Genomic DNA, 26037 nt, shown 5'->3' on the forward strand with positions numbered 1-26037 from the left:
CCCGGAGGCGGCGGCCGGACGGCCTACCCGCCGTGGACGGTCGTGAGGCCGGAGAGGCCGGAGAGGCCGGAGATCGTCAGCACGGGTTCCAGGAGGGGGTTGGCGACGAGCTCGATGCGTTCGGCGTGCGGGAAGAGCACGCTGAGGCCGGCGCTGTCGAGGTACTCGACCCCGGTGAGGTCGAGGACCAGCGGGCCGTCCGTGCCCGCGAGGGCGGCGGCCAGCTCCCTGCTGTTGCTCATGTCGATCTCGCCGACAGCGGCCAGCAGCGCGGTGCCGTCGGGCCGCCGCCCCGGGGTGAGGGTCAGGGGAGTGGTCATCAGGCGATCCTCGTGTGCATGTCGACGGTGGTGCCGGACGGGCCGGGGGTGACGGTGACCTGCTGCATCAGTGCGCGCATCAGGCCCATCCCGCGACCGCGGTGGGTGTTGAGCTCCGGCTGCGGGGCTTTCCAGCAGCCGCTGTCGACGATGGTCAGGTGGAGATGGTCGACGCCGGCCTCGGCCCGGAAGCGGATGGTGCCGCCGGGGGCGTCCCGGTGGCCGTGTTCGACGGCGTTGGCACACGCCTCGCCGGCGGCGACCAAGACGTTTTGCACGGTGGTGGGAGGCAGGTCGCACTGGTCGAGCCAGCCGCGCAGCGTCTTGCGGACGGGGGCGAGCTGCGAGGATTCGGCGGAGAAGGACAGCTCCAGCGGGGCCGGGTGGCGGTAGAGCAGCAGGGCGACGTCGTCGTCGTAGCCGTCCGCGGGGGCCAGCCGGGACATGACGTCGGTGGCGAGGTCGTCGAGCGCGGTGTTCCGGCCGTCCTGGAGGGCTTCGCCGGCCTGGTCGATGCCCGCGCTGAGCGGGCGGCGGCGGCGTTCGACGAGCCCGTCGGTGTACAGCAGCAGCGTCGACCGCGCCGGGATGGCGCAGGTGCCCTCGGGGCGCTGGTTGCCGGGCCGGACGGCCAGCGGCAGGGAGCGGCCCTCCTCGAGGAGCCGGGTGGTGCCGTCGGGATGGGCGAGGATGCCGGGCGGATGGCCGGCGCTGGAGTACGTCAGCTGCCCGGTGCCGGCATCGAGGACGCCGCAGAAGACGGTGGTGCAGGCCGCGCCCGGAACGCCGGCGGCGAACTGGTCCAAGGCCATCAGCGTCCGGGCGGGAGTCGCGTCCTGGAGCATCAGGGCGCGGCAGGCGCTGCGCAGCTGGCCCATGACGCTGGCGGCTTCGAGGCCCCGGCCGACACAGTCGCCGACGACGATTCCGATCCGGCCGTCCGGCAGGGTGACGGTGTCGTACCAGTCGCCGCCGACCTCCAGGGGCTGCGTCGCGGGTTCGTAGCGGACGGCGAACCCGTCGGGCAGCCGGGAGGGGCCGAGGATGGCGCGCTGCAAGGCAATCGCGGTCTCGCGCTGCTGGTCGGTCTGGTGCGCGCGGTTCAGCCCCTGGGCGAGGTGACCGGCCAGGAGGGACAGCAGCAGCTGGTCCTCGCCGGTGAAGGGACGGTTCTCGCCCAGGTCTATCCACAGGGCGAGCGGGCCGTCGGGGAACTCCAGCAGGATGCCCGCCCCGCCCTGGCCGGCGACCGGGGTCAGGATCGGCCCCCGCCGCAGGTCGTCGAGCGCCCCGCGCCGTTCGGCGGACAGCTCCGACCAGGCGGACGACGCGTCGGTGGAGGTCAGCTTGGGTTCGTCGCCGTAGTCGAAGACCGCGGCCAGGACCCGCCGGGCGCGCCACAGCTTCTTCAGCTCGCCCAGGGCGCCGGCCAGCGCCTCGGGCAGGCTGGCGGCCCGGGACAGGCCGGTGCCCAGGGCCGCGAGGGCGCTCTCGCGCTGGATGGCGTAGTGCTCGGCGGTGACGTCGCGGAAGGTGCCGACCGTCACGCGGCGCCCGGTGTCGGGATCGTCGACCTGGTTGAAGGTGGCCGTCGCCCACAGCCGGTGACCGTCGCGGTGGGTGACCGGAATGGTGTACGAGCCCTTGGTGCTGCCGAGCAGCGTGGCGAAGGCGTCGCCGACCTGCCGGTGCGCCTCGGAGTCCGTGGCGGCGTCGGGCCACCAGGGGTGGACCGGCCGGTAGGGCAGGCCCTCGGTGCCGTAGCCGAGGATGTCGGTGAACGCCGTGTTGATCTCGATGACGGCGCCGTCCTCGTCGCAGACGAAGAAGGCCTCCTGCAGGGAGTCCACCAGTGCGGTGCGCCAGCGGGCGTGGTGGCCGCGCAGCCGCGCCAACTGGATGTTCGCCCGCACCCGCGCGAGGAGTTCGGCGGCCGCGAACGGTTTGACGAGGTAGTCGTCCGCACCGGCCTGCAGGCCCTCGATGGACGCCTCCTGCCCGGCCCGGGCGGACAGCAGCAGTACGGGGAGCGAGGCGGTGCGCTGGTCGGCCCGCAGCGCGGCGACCAGGGCGAGCCCGTCGAGGTGGGGCATCATCACATCGGTGACCACCAGGTCGAAGGCCTGCGCGCGGATGGCGGCCATGGCCTGCCGGCCGTCGTCGACCGTGCCGACCTGGTAACCGGCGCCGCGCAGCAGACGGCTGAGGTACTCGCGCATGTCGGCGTTGTCGTCGGCGACCAGTACGTGCGCCGGGAGCTCCGAGCCGGCGGCGGATCCGTCGGCGCTCCCGTCCGGGACGCTCCCGACCGGCATGCGCCCGACCGTGGCGGGCACCGCCGCGGTGCGCTCGCCGGGCAGCCACCGGAGGGCCTCCTGCACGAAGGGCTCGGTCGAGGTGTGAGCCGCGCCCGCGCCTGCGCCTGCGCCCGCACCTGCACCTGCACCGGGGTCCGCACCCGTACCCGGGAGGACGGTGTCGGCTGGCAGGTGGGCGGAGCCGAAGGGCAGCCGGATGGTGAACCGGGTGCCCAGGCCCTGCGTGGACGAGGCGCTGATCTCGCCGCCGTGCAACCCGACCAGCTCCCTCACCAGGGCCAGGCCGATGCCGCTGCCCTCGTTGGAGCGGGAACGCACGTTCTCGATGCGGTGGAACCGTTCGAACAGCCGTGGCATCTCCCCGGCCGCGACACCTATCCCGGTGTCGGCGACGCTCACCACGGCCGCACCGTCCTCGGCACCCACGGCGACGCGGATCGAGCCGTCGAAGGTGAACTTCAGCGCGTTGCTGAGGAGATTGAGGACGACCTTCTCCCACATGCCCCGGTCGATGAAGACCGGCTCGGGCAGCGGGGAGCAGTCGACCCGGAAGTCGAGCCCGGCCTTCTCGACGGCGGAGCGGAACACGCTGGCGAGTTCACCGGTGACCGCGGCCAGGTCGACCGGCTCGTAGCTCGCCTGCATCCGGCCGGCCTCGATGCGGGAGAAGTCGAGCAGCGTGTTGACCAGCTTGCCCAATCGCAACCCGTTGCGGCGGATGACCTCCAGCTCCTCGCGCACGCCCGCGTCCGCGTCCGCGAGCCGGTCCCGCAGCTCCTCCACCGGCCCCATGATCAGCGTCAGGGGGGTACGGAACTCGTGGCTGATGTTGGAGAAGAACGCCGTCTTCGCCCGGTCCAGCTCCGCGAGCTCCTCCGCGCGCCGCTGCTGCGCCTGGTAGCTGCGGGCGCTGGCCAGTCCGGTGGCGACGTGCCCGGCGACCAGTTCCACGAAGCCGCGGTATCCCTCGTCCAGGTCCCGGTACCGGTTCAGGCCGACCACCATGAATCCGTACGGGGCGCCGCCCTGCCGCCGCAGCGGCACCACCAGGGCCTGGAGCGGCGCTTCGGCCCGCTCTCCCGTCGGCAGATCCGCGAACACGGCGCCGTCGCCGTCGCCGTCCAGCGACACCAGCGCGGTCTCGCCCCGGGCCGGAGCGGCCGTCGGCCACACCGACTCCGAGTCCGGCGGGAGCAGCTCCACGGCGGCCGGGTGGTCCTTCCGGATCCCGGTCGCCGCGGCCAGTCCGGAGCTGCCGTCGTCCTGGAGGAGGTACGTCAGCGTGAACGGAAGGTCGTGGGGGTTGCGGCTCAGCTGCAGGCGGGCGAAGTCGAGCATTTCCCGCTCGGTGCGCACCACGCTCGGATCGGAGCCGAGGTCGCGCAGCGTGGCCATCCGCCGTTCGCCGATGACGCGTTCGGTTTCCTCGCTGACCACGCACAGCATGCCGACCACGTCGCCGTCGTCGTCGCGCAGCGGGCTGTAGGAGAAGGTGTGGTAGCTCTCCTCCAGGTACCCGGAGCGCTCCACGAACAGCAGCAGCGCCTGGTCCCAGGTCGCTTCGCCGGTGGTGAGCACGGTGTCGATGCGGGGGCCGATGTCGCCCCAGATCTCCGCCCAGACCTCGCTCGCCGGCCGGCCCAGGGCCCACGGGTACTTCCGGGCCAGGGTGTCGCGCCGGTAGGCGGAATTGCAGAAGAACGTGAGTTCCGGTCCCCAGGCCATCCACATCGAGAACTTCGACGACAGCAGGATGCTCACGGTCGTCCTGAGGCTCTGCGGCCAGCCCTCCGGGACCCCGAGCGGAGTGGCCGCCCAGTCCACCAGGGCCAGGTCCCGGCCGACCGCCTCGTCGGCGGCGAACACGCCGGCCCCGACCGCCGCTTCCGGCCCGGCATCCCCCGAACGCGTCACTGCCCACCCCTTCGTTCGCGGCGGCCGGTGTCCGAGCGCGGCCCGCCGGTGTTCCTCGTGCTGGCCCATCCGCGTTCCGCGGTCCCCGAGGAGGCGTTTGCCGACGTGATCCGTAGGATAGGACAGCTGCGCCTCGGACGGACAGGCACGGCTGACGAGGCGGGGTGGGAGGCGACATGACGGGGGCCGGGCACGCCGTCCGCCGGCACGCGGGGGCCGTCGCGGCGATCACCACGGCCGACGGGTGCTGCCTGGGTACCGTCAACGTCCTCGAAACCCGCTCCCGCCGCCGAGGAGCCGCCGACCCGCCGACCCGCCGGCCACGGTGCACCAGCTCTTCACCGATCCGGGAGCCGGAGTGAGCGGCGACAGCGCGTTGCTCGCCCAGTCCGCCCCGTCCCGCCGCACACTCCCACCCGCCCAGGAGAACAGGTGACCGACCGCAATCTGACCGCCACCCGACGCACGCACGCACGCGGTGCGACCGTGCTGTCCGTAGCCGGTGAACTCGACCACCACACCGCACCGGAGCTCACCCGGGTCATCCAGGAAACGCCCTTCAGCCCCGACGTCCCCGTACTGATCGAACTCTCCGAGCTGACCTACTGCGACTCCACCGGCATCACCGTGCTCTTCAGCGCCTACCACCGCGCGCGCGAGGCCGACGCCCCCCTGTCCCTCGTCGGGCTGAGCGCCGATCTGATGCACGTCTTCCGCATCGTGGGCCTGGACCAGCTCTTCACCTTCCAGCCCACCGTCGAAGACGCCGTCGACGCCCAGCGCCCCTGAGCGCCGCCCGGCCGGCGCGTCCGGGTCCCGCCGTTACGCGGGGCTCGGCACCGGCGGCACCCACCGGTTCGTGCGCGGGGCCTGCGACCGTACGCCGTACTCGCCCTTGAGCTCCTCCGGGATGGCGTACTGCATGACCCGGCCGCGGGTGAGCGAGGCCAGTTCGAAGGCCGTCAGCAGGCTGCCCGCCTTGTCCAGCGCCCATTCGCCGAGCGGGCTGCTGTCCTCCACGGTCTCCAGCAGGCCGAGGACGAGGGGCACGGCCTTCGCCGCGGTGTCCCAGGGGCCGCGGGGGATCTCGAGCCAGTCCGCGATCGTGGGGCCGATCAGGTAGCGCATGGTGGCGGGGACGATCGGGTCGAAGAGCGTGCCGGGGACCACGTCCTCGTACATCCGCATCAGCTGGTTGTTGAGCCGGACGCCGTCCTCGGAGGGGCCGAGGTTGCGGCTGAGATAGAGGTCGGCGAACGCGCGGGCCTCCGTGAGGTTGTCCGGGACGGCCGTCATGTCGCAGCCGAGGATGGAGCCCACGACCCGCCAGGCGTAGTAATAGGCCTCCGCCCCCTCCTCGCTCATGTGGATGCCGAGGCGGTGCATGGCGTCCAGGACGAGGATCGAGAAGCAGATCTGCCCGCCGATCATGTCCTCCTGGTTGATCGGCACACCGTCCCGCGCGACGTCCCAGCGCCCCGACCCGGTGAGGTGGTGGCGTACCGCCGCGTGCAGCAGCCGGACCTTCTGGGCGGCCGGGATGAACTTGCTGCCCTCCTCGAAGGCGTTGGTCCGCATCAGGTACGTGACGAACTGGCCGGTGTTCGCCATCCGGCGCGACGGGTAGTCCATCGAGTGCGTCGAGGCCAGCAGCCGGGCGACGCGCGGTACGGCGTACGTCGCGGGCATCGCCGCGAAGGACAGGCCCGTGTTGATGTGCGCGGCGTTGTCCATGAAGAACAGGCGGGCGCGCTCCATGACGTCCCAGTCCACCCACTTCGGCGGCATGGCGGTGGCCTCCAGGAACGCCACCGCGGACGGCGGGAGCCCCTCGGGCAGTTTGTGGCCGGCGGTGCTGAAGAAGCGCATGAGGGTGTTGAAGTCCCCCACCTCACCGCGTTCGAACATGGCGGCCACGGTCTCGTCGGCGAAGGGGTCGCCCTGCCCGCTCAGTTCGTCGAGCTTCGCGTCGGTGTAGCGCGACCGGGTCTCGGTTGTCACGTCGTGCTCCTCGTAGTGCTCGTGCCGGTACGGTCCCGCCCGGCAGGTGGTCCGCGGGGCCGTTCAGAGGGTTCGTGCGGTCGCCGAGGTGGCCAGCGCGGCGAGCGCCGTCCGTACGTCCATCGGCAGCGCCACGGAGTCCAGCGCGCCGCGGGCCGTCGCGACCCGGTCCGAGATCATGTCCTCGACGCGCCGGCGGGCCCCGCACCCGTCCATCAGCCTCCGCACCAGCGCTGCGCCGGACTCGTCCAGGGCCGGGCTGTCGAGGGTCTTGTCCAGCAGCGCCCGGTCGTGCGGCTCCAGCAGGGCGAGCGTCGTGGCGAGCAGCGCGGTGGGCTTGCGGTCCCGGAGGTCGTCCAGGTTCGACTTGCCGGTCTCGGCGGGGTCGCCGAACGTTCCGATCAGGTCGTCGCGCAGCTGGAACGCCTCGCCCAGGGGCAGTCCGTACGCGGTGAAGGCGGTCATGACCTGCCGGGGGGCGCCGCCGAGGGTGGCACCCATGTGCAGCGGCCGCTCCACCGTGTACTTGGCCGTCTTGTACCGGGCCACTTCCAGCGACTCGGCGACCTCGGGCACGTCGGTACCCGTCCGCAGCACTTCCAGGAACTCGCCCGCGACGGTCTCGCGCAGCAGCGTCGACCACAGGGGCACCGTCCGCGCCACGTACGCGCCGGGCAGCCCGCAGGTGGCGAAGACCTGGGCCGCGTACCCCATGAGCAGGTCGCCCAGCATCATCGCCAGCGCGGCGGACCGATGCTGCCGTACGACCAGGGTCCGTGCGACGGCACCGCTGCCGTCACCGCTGCCGCTGCTGCCACCGCTACCGCCCCACCGGGCCGCTCCGGTCTCGGAGAAGGCCGCGTGGGCGGTGGGGACGCCGTGCCGCATGAGGCTGTCGTCGATGATGTCGTCGTGGGTGCAGGCCGCCGCGTGCACCAGTTCCATGGCCGCGGCCGCCCTGATCACCCCGTCGCAGTCCGGCTGGCCGGCGGCCCGCCAGCCCCAGTACAGGAAGGCGGCCCGCATCCGCTTGCCCCGCGTCAGCGAGCTGCGCAACTGGTCGCAGAGCGGGCGGAGTTCACTGGAGAGGCGTAACAGCTCGGCTTCCTCCTCGTCGACCAGCCGATGCAGGTGGTCGTCGATGCGCCGCCGGAACGCCAGGTCGTCATGCATGCGCCGGCCCGGCCCCCGCCGTCGGCCCGGCCCCCGCCGGGGTCCGGGCGCCGTCGGCCCGTTCGCGCCGCCCGGCGGCCCGACGGGCCATCAGCTCCAGGTAGTTGTCGTCGTCCGCCGCGACGACGCGCTTGGAGGCGAGTTCCCCGCGCGCCCTCAGCTCCTTCACCCCGTCGGCGACGAGCTCGCGCAGATCCGAGCGCCGCACCACGTCCTCGCCCCGGCCGGTGGCCTGCCGCACCTGGTCCAGCGCGAGATCGACGGCGCCCAGAGCGAGCAGAGCGACCTCTTCCAGGGCGGCGAAGGGACTCCAGGTCGTCTGCCGTGCCTGCCGTGCCTGCTGTGCCCGCTGTGCCTGCTGTGCCTGGTCCCACGATTCTCCGGTCATGCCCCGTGCTCCTCTGCCGGCAGATCATCAAGGAGCACCAGTCAATCGGCTGTGACACTGGTCGCGGCCCGGGATTCCCGTCCGTACCACGTCAGAGGGATACGAATACTCCCGACGAGTGAGTTGTCCGATGAGCAGTGCGGCGCGGCCGGAGCGGGCGGCCCGGCGCGGGCCGGGCCGATCGGGCGGGCCGCACCGGCTGTCACGGATTCGCGGTACCGGGTTTCGAAGCCCGGGTGCGATGGCCGTCAAGAGGTGTATTGGTGGAACTTTCAGGGCGGTTCCCCGTCACGGAGAGTGACGTCACGTCGTCGTTGGTCGACCGATCCGACTGAGGAGACTGACCATCGCATGGCCACTCACGACCGCGGGCCGCTGCCCCTGACCCCGCCCACAGAACGGCGTCTTGTGCGCGCAGCAGCTCGACCCCTCGCGCCTCGACCACACCATCGGCGCGTACCTGGAGATCCGCGGGGCGGTGGACCCGGTGCTCCTCGCGGAGGCAGTGCGCCTGACGGTGGCCGGGACCGACGCGCTCCGCGTCCGCTTCGCCGAGGAGGACGGCACGGTGCGGCAGATACCCGCCGGGCCGCCGCCGCTGCGGATGGAGACGGCCGACGTCACCGGCTGCGCCGATCCGGACGCCGAGTCCGAGCGGCTGATGCGCGCCGAGCTCGCCCGGCCGACGGACCTGGGGGCCGGGGACGTGTGCCGGTTCCTGCGGGTCTTCCCCGTCGGCGCCGCCCGGGGACCCGCCGTGCTGCGCGGCAGCGCGCTGTTCGGGGCGATGGTGACCGCCGTCGGGGCCGAGCACTGGTGGGGGCCGCCGCCCTGTACGCGTGGGCGGGCCGCCGGATGCCCGTCGTCCCGGCGTCCGGAGCGGCCACTCGGAGGGGTTCGTGCCGTCACGTTCGGTGAGATCCGGGGGTCCGGGAGGTGACCCGCCCCATAGGACCCACGTCACTTACGAGCCGGAATAGTAGCCCCGAGGGGGGCCGTCGGTCCTGCCCGCATCCGCGCCCACCTGCGCGGATACCGGTGCGGGCAGGGGCGGGGCCGACGTCCCGGGCTGCGAGGGCGCCTAGTAGGTGACGGCGTTGCCAAGGGGTCGGGGCGTCTGTAGAACTGGATGAGTCGCCAGCCGGCAGGGGTACTTCACCCGCCGCAGACGAACCCCTCTCCACCGCGTGAGTGGCTCACGCATGTCTCCGGCATGCAGCGACCGTCCTTGTCCCCGTCGGAAGGTCAGTCCGTGTCCAACACCGTCATCCGCCGCATCGCCGCTTCCAAGAAGACCATCGCGGGCTCCGTCCTCGCCCTGGGCGTCGCCGGCTCCATGCTCGCCGCCGTCCCCGCGCAGGCCGCCCCGATGAACGCCAAGGCGATCGCGCAGCAGATGATCAAGGACCCGGCCCAGTTCGCGGCGTTCAACAACATCGTGTCCCGCGAGAGCGGCTGGAACCACACCGCCACGAACTCCTCCTCGGGCGCCTACGGCCTGGTCCAGGCCCTGCCGGCCTCGAAGATGTCCTCCGCGGGCTCCGACTGGAAGACCAACCCGGCCACCCAGATCAAGTGGGGCCTGGACTACATGAACTCCCGCTACGGCAGCCCCGTCGGCGCCTGGAACTTCTGGCAGTCCCACCACTGGTACTAAGCCGCCAGTGGGCAGTACCAGCGGGCAGTAGACGCACCTGAACGCTCGGCCGGGGACTCCCCGCCGGGCGTCTTTTGCGTACGCGGCCGGCCGCCGGGCCGGGAGTACCCCCGGCCTACGCCGCGAGGATCGGGGGCAGGCCTTCGGCGGCCTTCCCCGCGCGCACCAGCTCGACCACCACGTCGTGGAGGTCGCGGCTGTCCCGCTCCGAGGTGCAGGACAGGGGGCTGCCGGTGAGCGTGAACCAGTCGGACGAGCCGCTGTACTGCACGGACACGCGCGCTTCGGCGCCCGTCCAGGTGGTGTGCACGGTGAGGTCACCCGTGATCGAACCGGCTTCCTCGGTGCGCACACCGCCTCGGCCTGCGAAGACATTGACCGTGGTCCACGACGCCCAGTCCATGCACAAAAGGCTCACACGCCGGGACGCGCTCCGCGACCCGGCGTGTGAGCGCGCCGGAACCGGCCGCGCGGGGGCGGCCGCCGCGGGCGCTGTCGTACCGGCGTGCACTCATCACGGGCAATGAACGCTCACCACACAGCGCGCCTGATGCCGGACGTGCCCGCCCTGCTCGACCGGTGCCGGGCGCTCGCGGCCGTCGACGCGATCGCCGGCCCCGACTTCCACCGGTACGCCTTCGTCCCCCCGGCCGACGGCGGGGTGGTGCGCTGGGCGTCGAGCGGGCGTCATCCCGCCTGGCCGGGGCCGTCCGGCACGTCCTGGCGCTCCGGCCGCTGACCGAGGACGTCGTACGCGCACTGAATCCCGGGCGGGCGCCGGCGGACGTGGCCGGCGCGGTCGCCGCCACCGGTTACCGGGCGGCGGATCCGGCCTCCGTGCCGGACGGCCCGTACCCCCTGGACCGGGGCCCGGCGTCGAGGTTGTCGCGTGCCCGGTCGGGGACGCCGGCGGGAAGGTCGACGCTCCTGCGAGCGCACGCATCAGACACGCGCGGCCCGCCCCGCGGGCGTACGGAGCGACTCTGACGACACCCCCTAAGGTGCGGGGCATGAGCGAAGCACCTGACCGGCGGGCCCCCTTGCCGCCCCTGCCCACCGACTGGCGGCGCGCCCTCGCGGTGGTGGCCCACCCCGACGACCTGGAGTACGGGGGCGCCGCGGCCATCGCGGACTGGACGGACGGCGGCCGCGAGGTCGGCTACCTCCTCGCCACGCGCGGCGAGGCGGGCATCGACACCATCGACCCCGCCATCTGCGCCCCGCTCCGCGAGGCGGAGCAGCGCGCGAGCGCGGCGGTCGTCGGGGTGTCACGGGTCGAGTTCCTCGACCACCGGGACGGTGTCGTCGAGTACGGTCTCGACCTGCGCCGGGACATCGCCGCGGCCATCCGCAGGCACCGCCCCGAACTGGTCATCACCATGAACCACCGCGACACGTGGGGCGGCGAGGGCGGCGGCGGTGCCTGGAACACCCCCGACCACAAGGCCGTCGGCCGCGCCACCCTGGACGCGGCCTCCGACGCGGGCAACCGGTGGATCTTTCCCGAGCTGCTCTCCGAACAGGGCCTGGAGCCCTGGAACGGGGTGCGCTGGGTGGCCGTGACCGGCACGAGTACCCCGACGCACGCCGCCGACGCGGGTCCGGGCATGGAGCGGGCGGTGAAGTCCCTCATGGAGCACAAGGCGTACATCGAGGTGCTGACCGACCAGGACCCCGAGGAGTACGTACGCGGGTTCCTCACCGGATACGCCGAGCAGGCCGCAGCCCGCTTCGGCGGCCGCCCGGCGGTGCTGTTCGAGGTCTTCCCCCGCTGACCCGCCACCCCTAGGCTGACGGTCCGTCAGTTTCCCAGGGGGGTGCAGGCAAGGGTGATCGACACCGTCAGCACGCAGATCGCGGAGGGCGAGGAGCGGATCCGGCTGGAGGTGGCCGACGGCCTCGCCGTCCTCACCCTGTGCCGACCCGACCGGCTCAACGGATGGAGCTGGGATTCCACCCGGCAGCTGGGGCTGCTGGCGGACCGCATCCGCTTCGACCCGGAGGTCAGGGCGGTCCTGCTCCGTGCCGAAGGCCGTGCCTTCTGCGCGGGCATCGACGTGACCGCCCCCGGCGGCGCCGTCTCCGGCGCGACGGCCGCCGAGCGGACCCGCAACTACTACGAGGGCATCCGCTGGGTCCACGAACGCTTCGCGGTCCTCGCCCGCCTCCCGCAACCGGTGGTGGCGGCCGTCCAGGGGTACTGCCTCGGCTTCGGATTCGAGCTGGCGCTGATGGCCGACATCCGGGTGGCAGCCGAGGACGCCGTGTTCGCCCTGCCCGAGGCGCAGTTGGGGGTGGCGGTCGACGCGGGCGGCGACCTGCGCATCGCCCGCGAGGCGGGCGCCGGCTGGGCCAAGTACCTCGCCCTGACCGGTCGTCGCGTCGACGCCGCGACCGCGCAGAGCCTCAACCTGGTCCAACTGGTCGTCCCCGTAACGGAACTGGAATCCACCGCCCGCGCGCTGGCGGCCGAGATCGCCGCGAACGCCCCGCTCGCCGTCCAGGGCATCAAGCGCGCGGTCGACGCCTACGCCGACGCCGCCCTCCCGGCGGCCCTCGACCGCGTCGCCATGACCGCTGCCCTCACCCTCACCTCCGACGACTGCCGCGAGGGCTACGGGGCGAAGGCGCAGCGCCGTCCCCCGCACTTCACAGGAGGCTGACGGGGCCGCGCCGGGTGCGGCCTCAGGTCTCCAGCCGGAGCAGGGCCAGGGCGCGCGCGGACACGTCCGTCAGCGGTTCGCGGCCGTCCCCGGCGGCCCAGTGCTCCAGCGCGACCGTCACCGCGTCGATCAGGACCGCCGCGAGCAGCCGGGTTTCCAGGTCGGACTCCGGGCGGCCGGTGCGCGCCGCGAGGACCGGGGCAAGTCGGTCCTGCATCGCGCGGGCGGCGGCGAGCCAGCGCATCCGGATCGCCGGAACCCCGCTCATCACCTGGATCAGCCGGACCGTCCGGCCCGGTTCCGCGTACCGCGCGCCGGCCGTCGAGGCGGCGAAGGCCGCCTGCACGGCCCGCGTCACCGGCTCCGCCGCCGGGCGCAGGGCCAGCTGCTCCACCAGCTCCGCGACCCCGGCCGTCAGCACGGGGGTCAGGGCGTCCTCCTTGGTGGGGCAGTACCGGTAGAAGGTCCGCAGGGAGATCCCCGCCGCGCGCGCGACGTCGTCGACGGTCGTCGCCTCGTACCCCCGCTCGGCGAAGAGGGCCGCCGCGGCCTCCGCGATCTCGTACCGCGTGGCCTCCCGGCGCCGCTCCGTCAGGGACGGCCGCCCCCTCGCCGCGGACCCGCCCGTGCCCGCGTCGCCCGTACCGCTCTTGGTCGCCCGCACCGTCGTCACCGCGCCACCTCCGGGAGGCAATCTGCCACACCCGCACGGCGGGGCAGGCCGCGGCGGAGCCGCGGAGCGGCGCACCGCGCCGGTTCACGGGCTGAACGGCCCGCGCCCCAGCTGCTCCCGTACGGGGACGACCTCGGGCCGGACCAGGGACCGCCGCTGCCAGTTCGCGCCGTCGACCACCAGGGTGTGGCCGGTGACGAAACGGGCGTACGGCGAGGCCAGGAAGGTGGCGGCCCAGCCCAGTTCGCGCGGGACGCCCACCCGCAGCGCCGGCTGCCGGGCGTCCTTCGCGTGGGGCGCCGCCCGCTCCAGCCCGTCCCGTACGTCCGCGGTCATGTCGGCGTGCGGGAACAGGCCGGGGACGAGCCCGTTGACCTGGATGCCGTACGGGCCCCACTCGACGGCCAGGGTCTCCACCAGGTTCTTCACCCCGGCCTTGGCGGCCGCGCTGTGCGCGAAGCCCGGGCCGCCCGTCCAGGCGTACGACGCGCCGATGTTCACGATGGACCCCGGCGTTCCCGCGGCGAGGTGGCGGCGGCCGAACGCGCGGGTCATGAACCAGGTGCCGGTCAGGGTGATGTCCACCACCGCCCGCCAGGCGTTCGGGGACAGGTCCTCCGCGGGGGAGGGGAAGTTGGCGGCCGCGTTGTTGACCAGTACGTCCGGCAGGCCGTGCGCCGCCTGCGCCGCGTCGAAGACCTCCTCGATCCGCTCGGGGTCCCGGATGTCGCAGACGGCGGCCGTCACCCGGCCCGCGCCGGGGACGGCCGCCAGTTCCGCGCGCGCCGCCTCCAGCCGCGCGGGCCGCCGGCCGGCGATCACCAGGTCGGCGCCGAGCCGGGCGAACTCGGCGGCGATGGCCTTGCCCAGCCCGGTACCGCCGCCGGTGACCAGGACCACCTGCCCCGCGTACGTCCCGGGGGGCAGGGCGGCCGCACCGAGCGGCGGCGGCGCGGGCAGCCCGCGCGCGGTGCCGTCCGTGGGGGCGTGGTGGCTCGTGGCGTCGTCCGTCATGGGGGCATCGATAGCGTGCGGACGCGCAGATCGCCATGCCCGTGACGGCATCGGCCCCGCGGGAGGTACGCCGGCCCGCTCGCGCGGGTCCGGATCACCGCGCCGGACCCGCCACCGGACCGGTTCCGGCAGGAGCCGCCGACCCGGTCGTCGTCGGGGACCGCGAGGGCCGCACCGCGGGCGCTCATCCGGACCCGATCCCTTCCCGCATGGGTTCCCAGGAGGGCAAGCGACCGCTTAGTATGCGCCCGGAGCGTGGTTCACCGACGGCGGCTGGAGGCCCCGGATGAAGGCATGGCGAGTACATACCCCCGGAGAGCCCCGTGAGGCCATGCGCCTCGAAGAGGTTCCGGAACCGGTGCCCGGCGAGGGCGAGGTGAAGCTGCGGGTGCTCGCGGCCAACGTCAACTTCCCCGACGCCCTGCTGGCCCGCGGCCAGTACCAGATCAAGCCCCCGCTGCCCTTCACCCCCGGGGTCGAGGTCTGCGCCGAGACCGAGGACGGCCGCCGCGTCATCGCCAACCCCAGCCTCCCGCACGGCGGTTTCGCCGAGTACGTCACCGCGCCCGCCCGCGCCCTGCTCCCCGCCCCCGACTCCCTCGACGACGCCGAGGCCGCCGCCCTGCACATCGGCTACCAGACCGGCTGGTTCGGCCTGCACCGCCGGGCCCGCCTCCAGCGCGGCGAGACCCTCCTCGTGCACGCCGCCGCGGGCGGGGTCGGCAGCGCCGCCGTCCAGCTCGGCAAGGCCGCCGGGGCCACCGTCATCGGCGTCGTCGGCGGCAAGGCCAAGGTGCGCACCGCCGAGGAACTCGGCTGCGACCTGGTGATCGACCGCGAGACGGAGGACCCCGCCGGGATCGCCGCCCGCGTCAAGGAGTTCACCGGCGGCCACGGCGCCGACGTGGTCTACGACCCGGTCGGCGGCGACGCCTACACGGCCTCCGCCAAGTGCGTTGCCTTTGAAGGCCGGATCGTCGTCGTCGGCTTCGCCGGCGGCACCGTCCCCACCCCCGCGCTCAACCACGCGCTCGTGAAGAACTACGCCGTCCTCGGCCTCCACTGGGGGCTGTACGCGATCAAGGAGCCCGCCGCGATCGGAGCCTGCCACGCCGAGCTGACCCGCCTCGCCGCCGAAGGCGCCATCAAACCGCTGGTCAGCGAGCGGGTCCCGTTCGCCGGGGCCGCCGACGCCGTGCAACGCGTCGCCGACGGCACCACCACCGGCCGGCTGGTCGTCGTACCGGCCCTGGACGGAGGAGCACGATGACCGCCACCGCCGGGGAACTGCGCACCCGGGTCGCGGACCTGCTCGCCGCGCACCCGCCCGCAGGCACGCCCCGTACGGACTTCCTGCGCGCCCGGTTCGACGCCGGGCTCGCCTGGGTCCACTACCCCGAGGGCCTCGGCGGACTCGGCGCCCCCCGCTCCCTCCAGGTTGTCGTCGACGCCGAACTGGAGGCCGCGGGCGCCCCCGACAACGACCCGCGCCGCATCGGCATCGGCCTCGGCATGGCCGCCCCCACCCTCCTCGCGTACGGCACCGAGGAGCAGAAGCGCCGCTTTCTGCGCCCGCTGTGGATGGGGGAAGAAGTCTGGTGCCAGCTCTTCAGCGAGCCCGGCGCCGGCTCCGACCTCGCCGCGCTCGGCACCCGCGCCGTCCTTGACGAGGCCGCCGGGGAATGGGTGGTGGACGGCCAGAAGGTGTGGACGTCCAGTGCCCACACGGCCCGCTGGGCCATCCTGATCGCCCGCACCGACCCGGCGCTCCCCAAGCACCGGGGCATCACCTACTTCCTCTGCGACATGCACGCCCCCGGCGTCGAGGTCCGGCCGCTGCGCCAGATCACCGGCGAGGCCGAGTTCAACGAGGTGTTCCTCACCGGCGTCCGCATCCCCGACGCCCACCGCCTCGGACCCGTCGGCGAGGGCTGGGCGGTCGCCCGCACCACCCTGATGAACGAACGCGTCTCCATCGGCGGCATGCGCATCCCGCGCGAGGGCGGCATGATCGCCCCGGTCGCCTCCGCCTGGCGCGAGCGCCCCGCCCTGCGCACCCACGCGCTCCACCAGCGCCTGCTGGAGCTGTGGGTCGAAGCGGAGGTGGCCCGGCTCACCGGCGAGCGGCTGCGCCAGCAGCTCGTCGCCGGACAGCCCGGCCCCGAGGGGTCGGGCATGAAGCTCACCTTCGCCCGGCTCAACCAGGAGATCAGCGGCCTGGAAGTCGAACTCCTCGGCGAGGAGGGCCTCCTGTACGAGGACTGGACCATGAGCCGGCCCGAACACGTCGACTTCACCGGCCGCGACGCCGGATACCGCTACCTGCGCGCCAAGGGCAACAGCATCGAGGGCGGCACCAGCGAAATCCTCCTCAACATCGTCGCCGAACGCGTCCTCGGCCTGCCCGCCGAACCGCGCGACGACAAGGACCTCGCCTGGAAGGACCTGGCCCGATGACCGACTCGCCCCTCCCGAGCGCCCCCCTCGACCTGCTCTACTCCGAGACCGAAGAGGAACTCCGCGCAGCCGTACGGTCGTTGCTCGCCGACCGCTGCGACGCCGCGACCGTCCTCGCCCGGGCCGAGAGCGGCCGCCCGCACGACCCGGCCCTGTGGGACACCCTCGCCACGGGGATCGGCGCCGCCGGGCTCCTGGTCCCCGAGAAGCTCGGCGGCCAGGGCGCGAGCCACCGCGAGGCCGCCGTCGTCCTGGAGGAACTGGGCCGGGCGGTCGCGCCCCTGCCCTACCTCACCAGCTCCGTACTCGCGACGGAGATCCTGCTCGCCTGCGACACGGCGGACGTCGCGCCGCTGCTGCGGGAGCTGGCCTCCGGCCGGCAGGTGTGCGCGCCGGCCGTACCGCTTACTCTCGCCCCGGGCGCGCCCCTGCCGGCCCTGATCCGCGACGGCGGCGGGGGAGTGCTGACCGGCACCGCCACCTCCGTGGCGGACGCGGCCGCCGCCGACGTCCTGCTGGTGCTCGCCGACACCGGGCTGTACGCCGTACCGGCGGCCTCCGCCGAACTGACGCCCCTCGTACCGCTGGACCTGACCCGCCCGCTCGCCCGGGTCACCCTCGACGCCGCCGCCGGAACCCGGCTCGCGGACCCGGTAACGGCCCGGGCCGCGGTGGCCGGCGCGCTGCTCTCCGGGGCCGGGCTGCTGGCCTCCGAACAGCTCGGGATCGCCGAATGGTGCCTGACGCAGACCGTGGGGTACGTACGGGGCCGCCACCAGTTCAACCGGCCCGTCGGCTCCTTCCAGGCCCTCAAGCACCGCCTCGCCCGGCTCTGGCTCGACGTGGCGTCCGCCCGCGCCGCCGCCCGGGCCGCGGCCGACGCGCTGGCCACCGGGTCGCCCGACGCGCCCCTGACGGTGGCCGTCGCCCAGGCCTACTGCTCGGGCGTCGCCGTCCGGGCCGCGGAGGAGTGCGTCCAGCTGCACGGCGGCATCGGCATGACCTGGGAACACCCGGCCCACCTCTACCTCAAGCGCGCCAAGGCCGACTCCCTGGCCCTCGGCACGGCCGGCCACCATCGGGGGCTGGTCGCCGACTTCGCGGAACTCCCCGCGCCGTAGCCGGTGCCGGGGCCCCCGACGGACACCGCCGGGGGCCCTCGACGGGGCCCGTCAGTCAGCGGCGGCGGGCGGGCGGTGGGTGCGGAACGTACGCCGGTACACGTCCGGGGGCACGCCGAGCGCGCGGTGGAAGTGGCGGCGCAGGGTGGTGGCGGTGCCCATGCCGGTGCGGGAGGCGATGAGTTCGATGCTGTCGTCGGTGGTTTCCAGGAGCTCCTGGGCCCGGTGGACGCGCTGGGTGTGCAGCCAGCGCAGCGGGGTGGTGCCGGTCGCGGCGGTGAAGCGGCGGGTCAGGTTCCGGGTGCTCATGTTCATCCGGCGGGCCAGGTCGGGCACGGTCAGCGGCTCGTCCAGCCGCCCGCCCATCCAGTGCAGCAGCTCCGAGAGCGCGTGGCCGGTGTCGGCGGCCGGCGGGGCGGCGATGAACTGGGCCTGCCCGCCCGCGCGGCGGGCCGGAACCACCAGCCGGCGGGCCAGCGCGTTGGCGACGGCAGCGCCGTGGTCGGCGGTGACGAGGTGCAGGCACAGGTCCATCCCGGCGGCCTTGCCCGCGGAGGTCAGCACGCCCCGGTCGTCGATGTAGAGGACGTCCGGATCGACCTCGACCCGGGGGTAGCGGGCCGCGAGCGCGGCGGTGTGCTCCCAGTGGGTGGTGGCCCGGCGGCCGTCCAGCACGCCCGCGGCGGCCAGCACGAACGCCCCCGTGCACAGCGAGACGACCCGGGCCCCCCGGTCATGGGCCGCCCGTACGGCCTCCACCAGGTCGCCCGGCAGGCCTGCGTCGACATCGGCGCAGGCCGGGACGACGACGGTGTCCGCCTCCGCGAGGGCGTCGAAGCCGTGAGGGGTGTCGACGCGCAGCCAGCCGCCGAGCCGGGCCCCGCGCGGCCCGCACACCCGGAAGTCGTACCAGGCGTCGGTCAGCCCGCGGTCCACGCCGAACACCTCGCAGGCCGCGGCGGCCTCGAACAGCATCACGGTCGCGATCGCCCTCGACAGCTGGCACCCGACCGACGGAACCCGCAAGACGGTCCGCCGCAACGCCGGCCGGCACCTCGTCTTCACCGGCAACCGCCTGGTTCGGCCCGAAGGCCCCCCACAGACCTCCACCTGGGACTTCCCGCCCCCGCTGGGCACCCGGAAGGTCACCGCGCTCTCCACGGCCGACCAGGTCACCATCTCCCGCCACCTGCGGGTCCCGGAGATCCACGTCCGCATCAACGAGGAGCCCCTGCTCGACCTGGGCGACCCCGCGACGCCCCCGCCCACGGCCGTGGACGCCGACGGGCGCTCGGCGCAGACGTTCGTCGTCGACGTGGTCGCGACCCGGGCCGGCGCCCACCGCCGGGCGACGGCGTCCGGCCGAGACATCTACGCGGTCACCGCGCCCCTCGTCGTGGAGGCCGCCGTACGGATCCTGGACGGCCGCAGCGCCCGGACCGGCGTGGCCGCGGCGGGCGAACTCTTCGACGCCCCGGACTTCCTGCGGGCACTCGCCCCCACCCACCTGACGTACACCGGAACCTAGGGGGTGCCGTCAAAGCCCGGTCCGGCCGGCGCCGCGGGCGCCCGCGTCCTCCAGGACCCGGGGCGCCTCGTCAGCGGCTCCGGGCCGGCCGGCCCCGCTCAACCCGCCGCAGCGGCGTGCTAAGAGCGGACGGTGGCGCCCGCCTCCTGTTCCGGTTCTTCCGGCGCGTCGCCGAGCTGCTCGCGGAGGTAGTTCCAGACCACCGCGATCAGGGCCGCCACCGGTACCGCGAGCAGGGCGCCCACCACGCCCGCCAGGCTGCCGCCCAGGGTTACGGCCAGCAGGACCATCGCCGCGTGCAGGCCGAGCCCGCGGCTCTGGATCATGGGCTGGAAGACGTTGCCCTCGAGCTGCTGCACCACGACGATGATCGCCAGCACGATCAGCGCGTCCGTCGGGCCGTTCGACACCAAGGCGATGAGCACCGCCACGAAACCGGCGAACAGGGCACCCACGATCGGCACGAACGCCGACACGAAGGTCAGCACCGCCAGCGGAAGCACCAGCGGCACTCCCACGATCCACAGGCCGAGGCCGATGAACACGGCGTCGAGCAGACCGACGAAGGCCTGGGAGCGCACGAACGCGCCCAGGGTGTCCCACGCGCGCGAGGCCACGACGGGGACGTCGGTGGCGAGCCGGCCGGGGAGCTGGCGGGTGAGCCACGGCAGGAACCGCGGCCCGTCCTTGAGGAAGAAGAACATCAGGAAGACGGACAGGACCGCGGTGACCACGCCGTTGACCACGGTGCCCACCCCCGTGACGACCGTGGTGAGCATGCTGCCGACGCTGTCCTGGATGCGGGCGACCGCGGTGTCGATGGCACTGGTGATCTGGTCGTCGCCGATGTTCAGCGGCGGCCCGGCGGCCCACTCGCGCAGCCGCTGGATGCCCTCGACCACGCCGTCGGCCAGTTCGCCGGACTGGGAGGCCACCGGCACCGCGATCAGCGCCACGATGCCCGCGGCGACGAGCAGGAACAGTACGGTCACCACCGCCGACGCCATCGCGGGCGGCCAGCCGCGCCGGCGCAGGAAGTTGGCCACGGGCCAGGTCAGGGTCGTGAGGAACAGGGCGACTATGAGCGGCCAGACGACCGACCACATCCTGCCCAGCACCCACAGGGCCACGGCGGCCATGGCGAGGACCAGCAGCAACTCGACGGAGACGCGCGCCGATGTTCTGAGCGCGGCGGCGGCCTTGGTGGAACTCAATGTGGCAGGCATGGGGTCACCCTAGGGGTAGTGCCCGGCCGTGTCGGCAGCGGTGGGTCGGGTCCGCTCCGGACCCTCCGCGCCCTCTGCCGCGCCCGGCGGCGTACGGGCGGGGCGGGGTCACGCCTCGACCACGGCGACGACGCGTCCGGCACCCGGGGGCAGGACTTCGACTTCCACCTCCACCGCCGCGTGATCGAGATCAACGACGGAGTGCCGGCCCTGCGCGGGTACCGTTCCCCGCAGGTACAGGCGGCGGAGGCCGGTGCGGTCGCGGACCGCGGTGAAGCCGGCACCCCGGAAGGGAACGCGGAAGTGGAAGCAGCGGTTCTTGTCGCGGCCGTCGCCGCGAAGCGAGCGGGCGACGCGCCCGGCGGAGCGGAGGCGCCTCCCGCCGCCGGTACGCACTCCCGCAGGGGGGACCTCCAGGCGGAGACCGCGTGGCTCCTGCTCGTGACGCGCGCCTACCTCCGCCGCCGGCCCCGGGACACCGCCGCGGCCGAGCCGTCCGCCACGGCCGCCGGATCGGTATCATGACCGACCCCCTGCACGATCCCGGCTTCTTCCGCGACCCGTACGCGACCTACGACCGCCTGCGCGGAGCGGCGCCGGTCCAGAAGGTCCCCACCGGGTCCGAGGGGCACTACTCGTACCTCGTCACCGGCCACGCCGAGGCCCGGCAGGCCTTCGCCGACCCCCGTCTGTCCAAGGACACGGCACGCTTCTTCGCCGGCCAGGCCTCCCGCCGGAACCTGCACCCGGCCGTGTCCCGGAACATGCTCGCGAGCGACCCGCCCCAACACACCCGGCAGCGCGGGGTGGCGGCCGGGCTCTTCACCGCGGGCCCCGTCGCGCGGCTGCGCCCGTACATCGAGCAGGTCGTCGACGGCCTGCTCGACGGCTGGGAGCCGGGCACCCGCGTCGACCTCGTGGAAGGCCTGGCCGCACCCCTTCCCGTCACCGTCATCTGCCAACTGCTCGGTGTGCCCCGGGACGACCGCGCCATGGTCTCCCGATGGTCGAACGAACTGTTCGCCGCAGGCCGGCCGGACCGCATCGACGCCGCCTCGCACGCCATCGGCGACTACATGACCGGCCTCGTCGCGTCCGCGCGCCGCGCACCAGGCGAAAGCCTTCTGCACCTGCTGATCCAACAGGGCGACGAAGGACCGCTGGACCCGGACGAGGTCGTCTCCCTGGCCGTGCTCCTGCTCGTGGCCGGCCACGAGACGACGACCAACTTCATCGCCAACGCCGTCCTGGCCCTCATCCAGCACCCCGAGTCCCTCGCCCGGCTGAGCCGGGACCCCGACCTGATCGCCGGCTCCCTCGACGAACTGCTGCGCTTCGACTCCCCGGTCGGGATCGCGACCTTCCGCTACAGCACCGAAGCGCTCCGGCTCGGCGGTACCGACATCCCCGAGGGCGCTGCGGTCCTCATCGCCCCCGGAGCCGCCAACCGCGATCCGGCCCGCTTCGCGGAGCCGCACCGGCTCGACCTGGACCGGAGCGGAGCCGCCGGCCACCTCGCGTTCGGGCACGGAATCCACCGCTGCCTGGGTGCGCCGCTCGCGCTGGCCGAGGCGGAGATCGCGCTCCGGGCGATCGTCACCCGCTTCCCGGGGATGCGGCCGGCCGTCCCGGGCGAGGACCTCGAATGGCGGCAGACCCGCCTGATGCGCGGTCTCCAGGCCCTGCCCGTCGTCCTGTAGGGCGCGGCGACTCGGCGATTCGACGGCCCGGCGGGACTGACCGGATTTCAGGCCGGGCCCTATGCGGCGGCTTGTCCGGAAAAGCTGTTGTGCCGGGTGCAACGCTGACATCATGGCGCGTCAGCGGAGGGCGTGGTCGCCGCGCCGGCCGGAAAGGCGTGGGGGAGGAACGGGAGATGGAGTCGTTGCGCGCGGGGGATCCCACCCTGGTGGGCCCGTACCGGATCGCGGCCCGGCTGGGCAGCGGCGGGATGGGTTCCGTCTACCTCGGGCGCTCGCGGGGCGGCCGGTCGGTCGCGGTCAAGGTCATCCGCCCGGAACTGGCCGAGGACCCTGAGTTCCGGCGGCGGTTCGCCCGCGAGGTACGGGCCGCGCGGTTGGTGAACGGCGTGTACACGGCCGGGGTCATCGACGCCGACCCGACCGGCAGCCCGCCGTGGCTGGCCACCGCCTACGTCGCCGGGCCCTCCTTGAGCGAGGCGGTCCGGAACCACGGCCCCTGGCCCGGGGAATCCGTCCTGGCGCTGGCGGCAGGGGTCGCCGAGGCACTGGAGGCCATCCACGTCCACGGCGTGGTCCACCGGGACCTGAAGCCGTCCAACGTGCTGCTGGCGTCCGACGGCCCGCGCGTCATCGACTTCGGCATCTCCGCCGTCGCCGACGCCGCCACGGAACTCACCCGTGTCGGCACGGTGATCGGCACCCCCGGATTCATGGCACCCGAGCAGCTCACCGGCGCCGGCGTCACCGCGGCCACCGACGTGTTCTCGCTCGGCGCGGTGCTGGCCTTCACCGCCTCAGGCACCGGACCCTTCGGCGCCGGAACCACTTCCGAGCTGATGTACCGGGTCGTGCACGACGCACCGGACCTCGGCGCGCTCCCCGCCGGGTTGCGCGACCTGGTGGCCCGCTGCCTGGCGAAGGACCCCGCTCGCAGGCCCACCGTCTCGGCGCTGCTCGACCAGCTCGCCGACGGGCCGGACACCGCCGCCGGCTCCCAGTGGCTGCCCCCGGGCCTGGCCGGCCTGCTGTTCGCGCCGGCGGGCCCCGGACCGTCGGCGGAGCCCGCGACTCCGGCCGATCCCCCCGCCCCGCCGGATCCCCGCACCCCGGCAGGGCCCGGTGCCTCGGCCGATCCGCGTACCCCGGCCGGTCCCCGTGTCCCGGCCGATCCGCGTACGCCGGTGGCGCGGTCGGACTCCGCCCCGCCCGGGGCGCCCGTTCCGCCCGTGTCCCCGACCGCCGTCGATCCCGAAGGGCCGACCTGGACGGCGCCCCCGCCCGGCCGCGGCACCGTCGGCGCGCCCCCACCCGTACCGCCGCACCCGCCGGTCGTCACGGACCCGCCGCGGGCGTACGGTCCCGTGGTCACGGCAGGAGGGTCCTCCCCCCGGCGCACCCTGACGGCCGCCGCGGCGGCGGTGGCCGCGATCGGCCTGCTGGTCTGGCTGGTGCCCCGGATGACCGGCGGCACCGGGACCAGCGCCTCGCCCCCGACCCCCTCGCCCGCGTACTCGACGCCGGCCGCCGGCCAAGGCGCCGCGGGGAGCACGGCCGACAGCGGCACCCCCACCCCCGGCGTGCGGACCGGCCCGGCGCGCCCCTCGGCCTCGCGGACCGCGACGCCCCGGACCGCGACGCCGGGGAGTTCGGCGCCGGGGAGTTCGGGGCCGCGCACCTCCTCGGCACGGGCCGTCCCGGTCGTCGGCTCGTGGCAGGGTACGTACCTGTGCGGCCAGGGCCTGACCCGGCTCGACCTGAGGATCACCTCGCCGGGCGGGAAGGTGCTGGAGGCGGTCTTCGCCTTCTCCGCGCACTCCGACAACCCGACGGTGCCGAACGGGTCGTTCACCATGGTCGGTTCGTTCGAGGACGGCCGGATGACCCTGCGGGCGGACCGGTGGATCAACCGCCCGCCCGGCTACCTCACGGTCGACCTCACCGCGGTCGTGGCGGGGGACCGCCCCTCGGCGCTGTCCGGCGCGGTGATCAGTACGGTGGCCGCCTGCACGCAGTTCGTGGTCGGCCGCCAGCCGTAGCCGCCGGCCGCAAGCCGCCGGTTGTCCGGACCGCTCCCTGTCGCGGCGTGCGCGAGGGCCCCATGATGGTGCGAACGGTCGCGGGGAATCAGGGGGTTGCCGTGAGTGCGGTGGGTGCGCGCGTGGTGGTGAAGCCGGACAACTCGGTCTACCGGAGACGGCTGGCGCTGTACGGGATGATCGGCGTTCCCGCGGGCTGTTCCCTCGCGGCGCTGACGGTGGGGGAGTTCGGCGTCGGCTGGCTCGTCCCCTTCGTGGTGCTGATCGTCCTGCCCGTCGCGGCGACCCTCGTGATGATGGCCCTGCGCACGTCCATGGCCGAGATCGCGGTCGTCGGCGACGAGCTCCGGATCGACAACGCCTTCGGCGTGAACACCTACAGCGCGCCGCTGGAGTTCGTGACCGCGCTGCGCCCGATCACGTTCGGCGCCGGACCCTTCAACCCGACGCCGGGACGCGTGGTCATCACCTCGGAGAGCACCCGCCCTTACGTGCTCGACCTGCGGCTGTGGCGCGCCGCCGACGTCGAGCGGCTGACGCGCCGGCTGCGGGACGTACCGGTGGAGGACGCGCCGGCCTCGACTCCCAAGGAGCTGAGGAGGCGGTTTCCCCGCGTACGGCTGTCCTGGTGGCACGCCCACCCGTGGGGGACCCTACTGGCGCTGACCGCTCTGGCCGCGACGTACTTCGTCCTCGTCGGCGCGCTGTTCATGTGAACCGGTCCGTGCGGACGCGGTGGCGGGCCCGCCGGGGCACGGGGCGGACGGATCAGGTGTGCAGGCGGCTGTTCGGGCCGTCCTGGTCGCCGACGCTCCCGTCGTTGAACCAGTAGTCACCGGCTGCCAGATACCGGAACGAGTGCGTGCTCTCCTTCGGCAGCTCGACGGTGACGGCCCGCGTCCCGTCTTCGCGCGTCCGCAGGGTGTGGGCGCCGGGCCGCCAGTCGTTGAAGTCGCCGACCACGCTCACCGGTCCCGGCGGAGCGTCCGCCGGAAGGACGAAGGTGATCTCGGTGCGGTCCGTGCGCGGGGTGCGCTCCAGCATGGGGAAGCTCCTGACGACATGGGTGGTGTGGTGGCGTCCATCTTCGGATCCCTGGGCGCGGTCCGCATTCCGGGGGCGGCCCCGCCGCCCGACCCGCACCTCACCGTGGGTGGCTCTCGTGGTGCGGAACGTGACGAACCGTGGCAGCGTGGGAGGGGCAGGCGTCACCAGTACGCCGAAGGAAGCGAAGGAGTCGCCGTCATGGGCGATGCGCAGGACGATCGCCGAGAGCCCGGGAAGCGCCGCGAGGAGCCGGCACGCCGCCAGGACTCCGGCCCGGACCCGGTCCACCCCGAGTTCGGCCGGCCGTCCCGCGACCCGGCCCGGGACGATCCCTCGCGCCGCCGTGCGGACGACCCGCCGCGCGAGGAGGACCACCGCGACGAGGAGCTCTGACCGGAGCTCCACCCGCCCCCCATACGCAGAGCCCGGCCGGGAACGTAGCCCCCCGGCCGGGCTCTGTCACGCCGTTGGCGAGCGCGTCAGCCGAGGGGGCCGACCGGGGTGGGGGGCCGGATGCGGCCGCGTTCAGATGTCGAGGAAGCGGACGTCCTTGGCGTTGCGCTGGATGAAGGAGCGCCGGGCTTCGACGTCCTCACCCATCAGCACCGAGAACAGGTCGTCGGCCTGTGCGGCGTCGTCCAGGGTGACCTGGCCCAGTACGCGGTGGTCGGCGTCCATGGTGGTGATGCGCAGTTCCTCGGCGTTCATCTCGCCCAGACCCTTGAAGCGCTGGATGGAGTCTTCCCGGATCCGCTTGCCGTTGTGCTTGCCGAGTTCGACCAGGGCGTCGCGTTCGCG

General features: G+C 73.9%; 26 protein-coding genes and 1 pseudogene. 15 read left to right on the forward strand and 12 right to left on the reverse strand.

The window, feature by feature from the left end; translation table 11 throughout:
* Positions 1 to 23: 23 nt before the first annotated feature.
* Together OTB16_RS11530 and OTB16_RS11535 are read right to left on the reverse strand one after the other, a co-directional pair.
* Positions 24 to 320, reverse strand: coding sequence for an STAS domain-containing protein (locus OTB16_RS11530; protein WP_267719981.1), 297 nt, complete (start codon positions 318 to 320; stop codon positions 24 to 26).
* Entirely contained in the window at positions 320 to 4552 is a 4233-nt protein-coding gene (locus tag OTB16_RS11535; RefSeq protein WP_420717669.1) for a SpoIIE family protein phosphatase, read from the reverse strand. Before OTB16_RS11535 ends, OTB16_RS11530 begins: the two co-directional genes overlap by 1 nt.
* 432 nt (positions 4553 to 4984) lie before the next feature.
* Between OTB16_RS11535 and OTB16_RS11540 the strand changes: the two genes are divergently transcribed.
* The gene (locus tag OTB16_RS11540) at positions 4985 to 5341 is read left to right on the forward strand and encodes an STAS domain-containing protein (protein ID WP_267719982.1); all 357 of its coding nucleotides are present in this window, start codon (positions 4985 to 4987) and stop codon (positions 5339 to 5341) included.
* Between the two features lie 33 nt (positions 5342 to 5374).
* Here OTB16_RS11540 and OTB16_RS11545 read toward each other — a convergent pair whose 3' ends face one another.
* The 3 genes from OTB16_RS11545 to OTB16_RS11555 all read right to left on the reverse strand — a co-directional run bounded on the left by OTB16_RS11545 (position 5375) and on the right by OTB16_RS11555 (position 8114).
* On the reverse strand, positions 5375 to 6553 hold the full coding sequence (locus tag OTB16_RS11545) for an oxygenase MpaB family protein (protein WP_267719983.1): 1179 nt from the start codon (positions 6551 to 6553) through the stop codon (positions 5375 to 5377).
* 63 nt (positions 6554 to 6616) lie between these two features.
* On the reverse strand, positions 6617 to 7726 hold the full coding sequence (locus OTB16_RS11550; RefSeq protein WP_267719984.1) for a polyprenyl synthetase family protein: 1110 nt from the start codon (positions 7724 to 7726) through the stop codon (positions 6617 to 6619).
* Positions 7719 to 8114 (reverse strand): hypothetical protein, encoded by a 396-nt coding sequence (locus tag OTB16_RS11555; protein ID WP_267719985.1) that lies wholly within the window; start codon positions 8112 to 8114, stop codon positions 7719 to 7721. The genes OTB16_RS11550 and OTB16_RS11555 overlap by 8 nt, the downstream gene beginning before the upstream one ends.
* Positions 8115 to 8520: 406 nt before the next feature.
* On the opposite strand from OTB16_RS11555, the gene OTB16_RS11560 reads away from it, so the two are divergent.
* Together OTB16_RS11560 and OTB16_RS11565 are read left to right on the forward strand one after the other, a co-directional pair.
* A complete protein-coding gene (locus OTB16_RS11560) occupies positions 8521 to 9054 on the forward strand; it encodes a condensation domain-containing protein (RefSeq protein WP_267719986.1) in 534 nt (177 codons plus the stop codon).
* 312 nt (positions 9055 to 9366) lie between these two features.
* A complete protein-coding gene (locus OTB16_RS11565; protein ID WP_476470165.1) occupies positions 9367 to 9771 on the forward strand; it encodes an aggregation-promoting factor C-terminal-like domain-containing protein in 405 nt (134 codons plus the stop codon).
* A gap of 115 nt (positions 9772 to 9886) precedes the next feature.
* Here the strand turns inward: OTB16_RS11565 and OTB16_RS11570 are convergent, their stop codons facing one another.
* A complete protein-coding gene (locus tag OTB16_RS11570) occupies positions 9887 to 10174 on the reverse strand; it encodes a hypothetical protein (protein WP_267719988.1) in 288 nt (95 codons plus the stop codon).
* Positions 10175 to 10321: 147 nt separating this feature from the next.
* Here OTB16_RS11570 and OTB16_RS11575 point away from each other — a divergent pair, with 147 nt between their 5' ends.
* From OTB16_RS11575 to OTB16_RS11585, 3 genes are all read left to right on the forward strand, one after another.
* Positions 10322 to 10510, forward strand: coding sequence for a hypothetical protein (locus tag OTB16_RS11575; protein ID WP_267719989.1), 189 nt, complete (start codon positions 10322 to 10324; stop codon positions 10508 to 10510).
* Positions 10511 to 10781: 271 nt separating this feature from the next.
* The gene (locus OTB16_RS11580; protein ID WP_267719990.1) at positions 10782 to 11546 is read left to right on the forward strand and encodes a PIG-L deacetylase family protein; all 765 of its coding nucleotides are present in this window, start codon (positions 10782 to 10784) and stop codon (positions 11544 to 11546) included.
* A 54-nt stretch (positions 11547 to 11600) separates the two neighbouring features.
* Positions 11601 to 12434 (forward strand): enoyl-CoA hydratase/isomerase family protein, encoded by an 834-nt coding sequence (locus OTB16_RS11585; RefSeq protein WP_267719991.1) that lies wholly within the window; start codon positions 11601 to 11603, stop codon positions 12432 to 12434.
* A gap of 22 nt (positions 12435 to 12456) precedes the next feature.
* Here the strand turns inward: OTB16_RS11585 and OTB16_RS11590 are convergent, their stop codons facing one another.
* Together OTB16_RS11590 and OTB16_RS11595 are read right to left on the reverse strand one after the other, a co-directional pair.
* The gene (locus tag OTB16_RS11590; RefSeq protein WP_267719992.1) at positions 12457 to 13107 is read right to left on the reverse strand and encodes a TetR/AcrR family transcriptional regulator; all 651 of its coding nucleotides are present in this window, start codon (positions 13105 to 13107) and stop codon (positions 12457 to 12459) included.
* 84 nt (positions 13108 to 13191) lie between these two features.
* Entirely contained in the window at positions 13192 to 14121 is a 930-nt protein-coding gene (locus OTB16_RS11595) for an SDR family oxidoreductase (RefSeq protein WP_267719993.1), read from the reverse strand.
* Between the two features lie 286 nt (positions 14122 to 14407).
* Here OTB16_RS11595 and OTB16_RS11600 point away from each other — a divergent pair, with 286 nt between their 5' ends.
* Genes OTB16_RS11600 through OTB16_RS11610 form a run of 3 tightly spaced genes read left to right on the forward strand, consistent with a single transcriptional unit; the run spans position 14408 to position 17699 of the window.
* Positions 14408 to 15391: an NADPH:quinone oxidoreductase family protein gene (locus OTB16_RS11600; protein ID WP_267719994.1), complete on the forward strand. Its 984-nt coding sequence runs from the start codon at positions 14408 to 14410 to the stop codon at positions 15389 to 15391.
* On the forward strand, positions 15388 to 16578 hold the full coding sequence (locus OTB16_RS11605; RefSeq protein ID WP_267719995.1) for an acyl-CoA dehydrogenase family protein: 1191 nt from the start codon (positions 15388 to 15390) through the stop codon (positions 16576 to 16578). The genes OTB16_RS11600 and OTB16_RS11605 overlap by 4 nt, the downstream gene beginning before the upstream one ends.
* Positions 16575 to 17699 carry an acyl-CoA dehydrogenase family protein gene (locus OTB16_RS11610; RefSeq protein ID WP_267719996.1) on the forward strand — a complete coding sequence of 375 codons (1125 nt, stop codon included), beginning with the start codon at positions 16575 to 16577 and terminating at the stop codon, positions 17697 to 17699. The genes OTB16_RS11605 and OTB16_RS11610 overlap by 4 nt, the downstream gene beginning before the upstream one ends.
* Positions 17700 to 17750: 51 nt before the next feature.
* Here OTB16_RS11610 and OTB16_RS11615 read toward each other — a convergent pair whose 3' ends face one another.
* Positions 17751 to 18644, reverse strand: coding sequence for a GlxA family transcriptional regulator (locus OTB16_RS11615; RefSeq protein ID WP_267719997.1), 894 nt, complete (start codon positions 18642 to 18644; stop codon positions 17751 to 17753).
* Between OTB16_RS11615 and OTB16_RS11620 the strand changes: the two genes are divergently transcribed.
* On the forward strand, positions 18547 to 19227 hold the full coding sequence (locus OTB16_RS11620; RefSeq protein WP_267719998.1) for a saccharopine dehydrogenase family protein: 681 nt from the start codon (positions 18547 to 18549) through the stop codon (positions 19225 to 19227). The two genes, OTB16_RS11615 and OTB16_RS11620, sit on opposite strands and share 98 nt — an antisense overlap.
* A gap of 119 nt (positions 19228 to 19346) precedes the next feature.
* On the opposite strand, the gene OTB16_RS11625 is transcribed toward OTB16_RS11620, so the two are convergent.
* Positions 19347 to 20453 (reverse strand): AI-2E family transporter, encoded by a 1107-nt coding sequence (locus OTB16_RS11625; protein ID WP_267719999.1) that lies wholly within the window; start codon positions 20451 to 20453, stop codon positions 19347 to 19349.
* Between the two features lie 18 nt (positions 20454 to 20471).
* On the opposite strand from OTB16_RS11625, the gene OTB16_RS11630 reads away from it, so the two are divergent.
* From OTB16_RS11630 to OTB16_RS11645, 4 genes are all read left to right on the forward strand, one after another.
* Positions 20472 to 20978: a DUF6545 domain-containing protein gene (locus OTB16_RS11630; protein ID WP_267720000.1), complete on the forward strand. Its 507-nt coding sequence runs from the start codon at positions 20472 to 20474 to the stop codon at positions 20976 to 20978.
* Complete coding sequence (locus tag OTB16_RS11635; protein WP_267720001.1) at positions 20975 to 22153, forward strand: cytochrome P450 family protein; 1179 nt, start codon at positions 20975 to 20977, stop codon at positions 22151 to 22153. Before OTB16_RS11630 ends, OTB16_RS11635 begins: the two co-directional genes overlap by 4 nt.
* 176 nt (positions 22154 to 22329) lie before the next feature.
* Positions 22330 to 24192: a serine/threonine-protein kinase gene (locus tag OTB16_RS11640; protein ID WP_267720002.1), complete on the forward strand. Its 1863-nt coding sequence runs from the start codon at positions 22330 to 22332 to the stop codon at positions 24190 to 24192.
* Between the two features lie 101 nt (positions 24193 to 24293).
* Positions 24294 to 24908 carry a hypothetical protein gene (locus tag OTB16_RS11645; RefSeq protein WP_267720003.1) on the forward strand — a complete coding sequence of 205 codons (615 nt, stop codon included), beginning with the start codon at positions 24294 to 24296 and terminating at the stop codon, positions 24906 to 24908.
* A 52-nt stretch (positions 24909 to 24960) separates the two neighbouring features.
* On the opposite strand, the gene OTB16_RS11650 is transcribed toward OTB16_RS11645, so the two are convergent.
* On the reverse strand, positions 24961 to 25236 hold the full coding sequence (locus OTB16_RS11650) for an isoamylase early set domain-containing protein (protein ID WP_267720004.1): 276 nt from the start codon (positions 25234 to 25236) through the stop codon (positions 24961 to 24963).
* A gap of 201 nt (positions 25237 to 25437) precedes the next feature.
* On the opposite strand from OTB16_RS11650, the gene OTB16_RS11655 reads away from it, so the two are divergent.
* On the forward strand, positions 25438 to 25632 hold the full coding sequence (locus OTB16_RS11655; protein ID WP_267720005.1) for a hypothetical protein: 195 nt from the start codon (positions 25438 to 25440) through the stop codon (positions 25630 to 25632).
* A gap of 132 nt (positions 25633 to 25764) precedes the next feature.
* Here the strand turns inward: OTB16_RS11655 and OTB16_RS11660 are convergent.
* Positions 25765 to 26037 (reverse strand): annotated as a pseudogene (locus OTB16_RS11660) (DNA topoisomerase IV subunit B); the annotation flags it as partial.

This window comes from Streptomyces antarcticus (assembly GCF_026627255.1).
Classification (GTDB): domain Bacteria; phylum Actinomycetota; class Actinomycetes; order Streptomycetales; family Streptomycetaceae; genus Streptomyces; species Streptomyces antarcticus.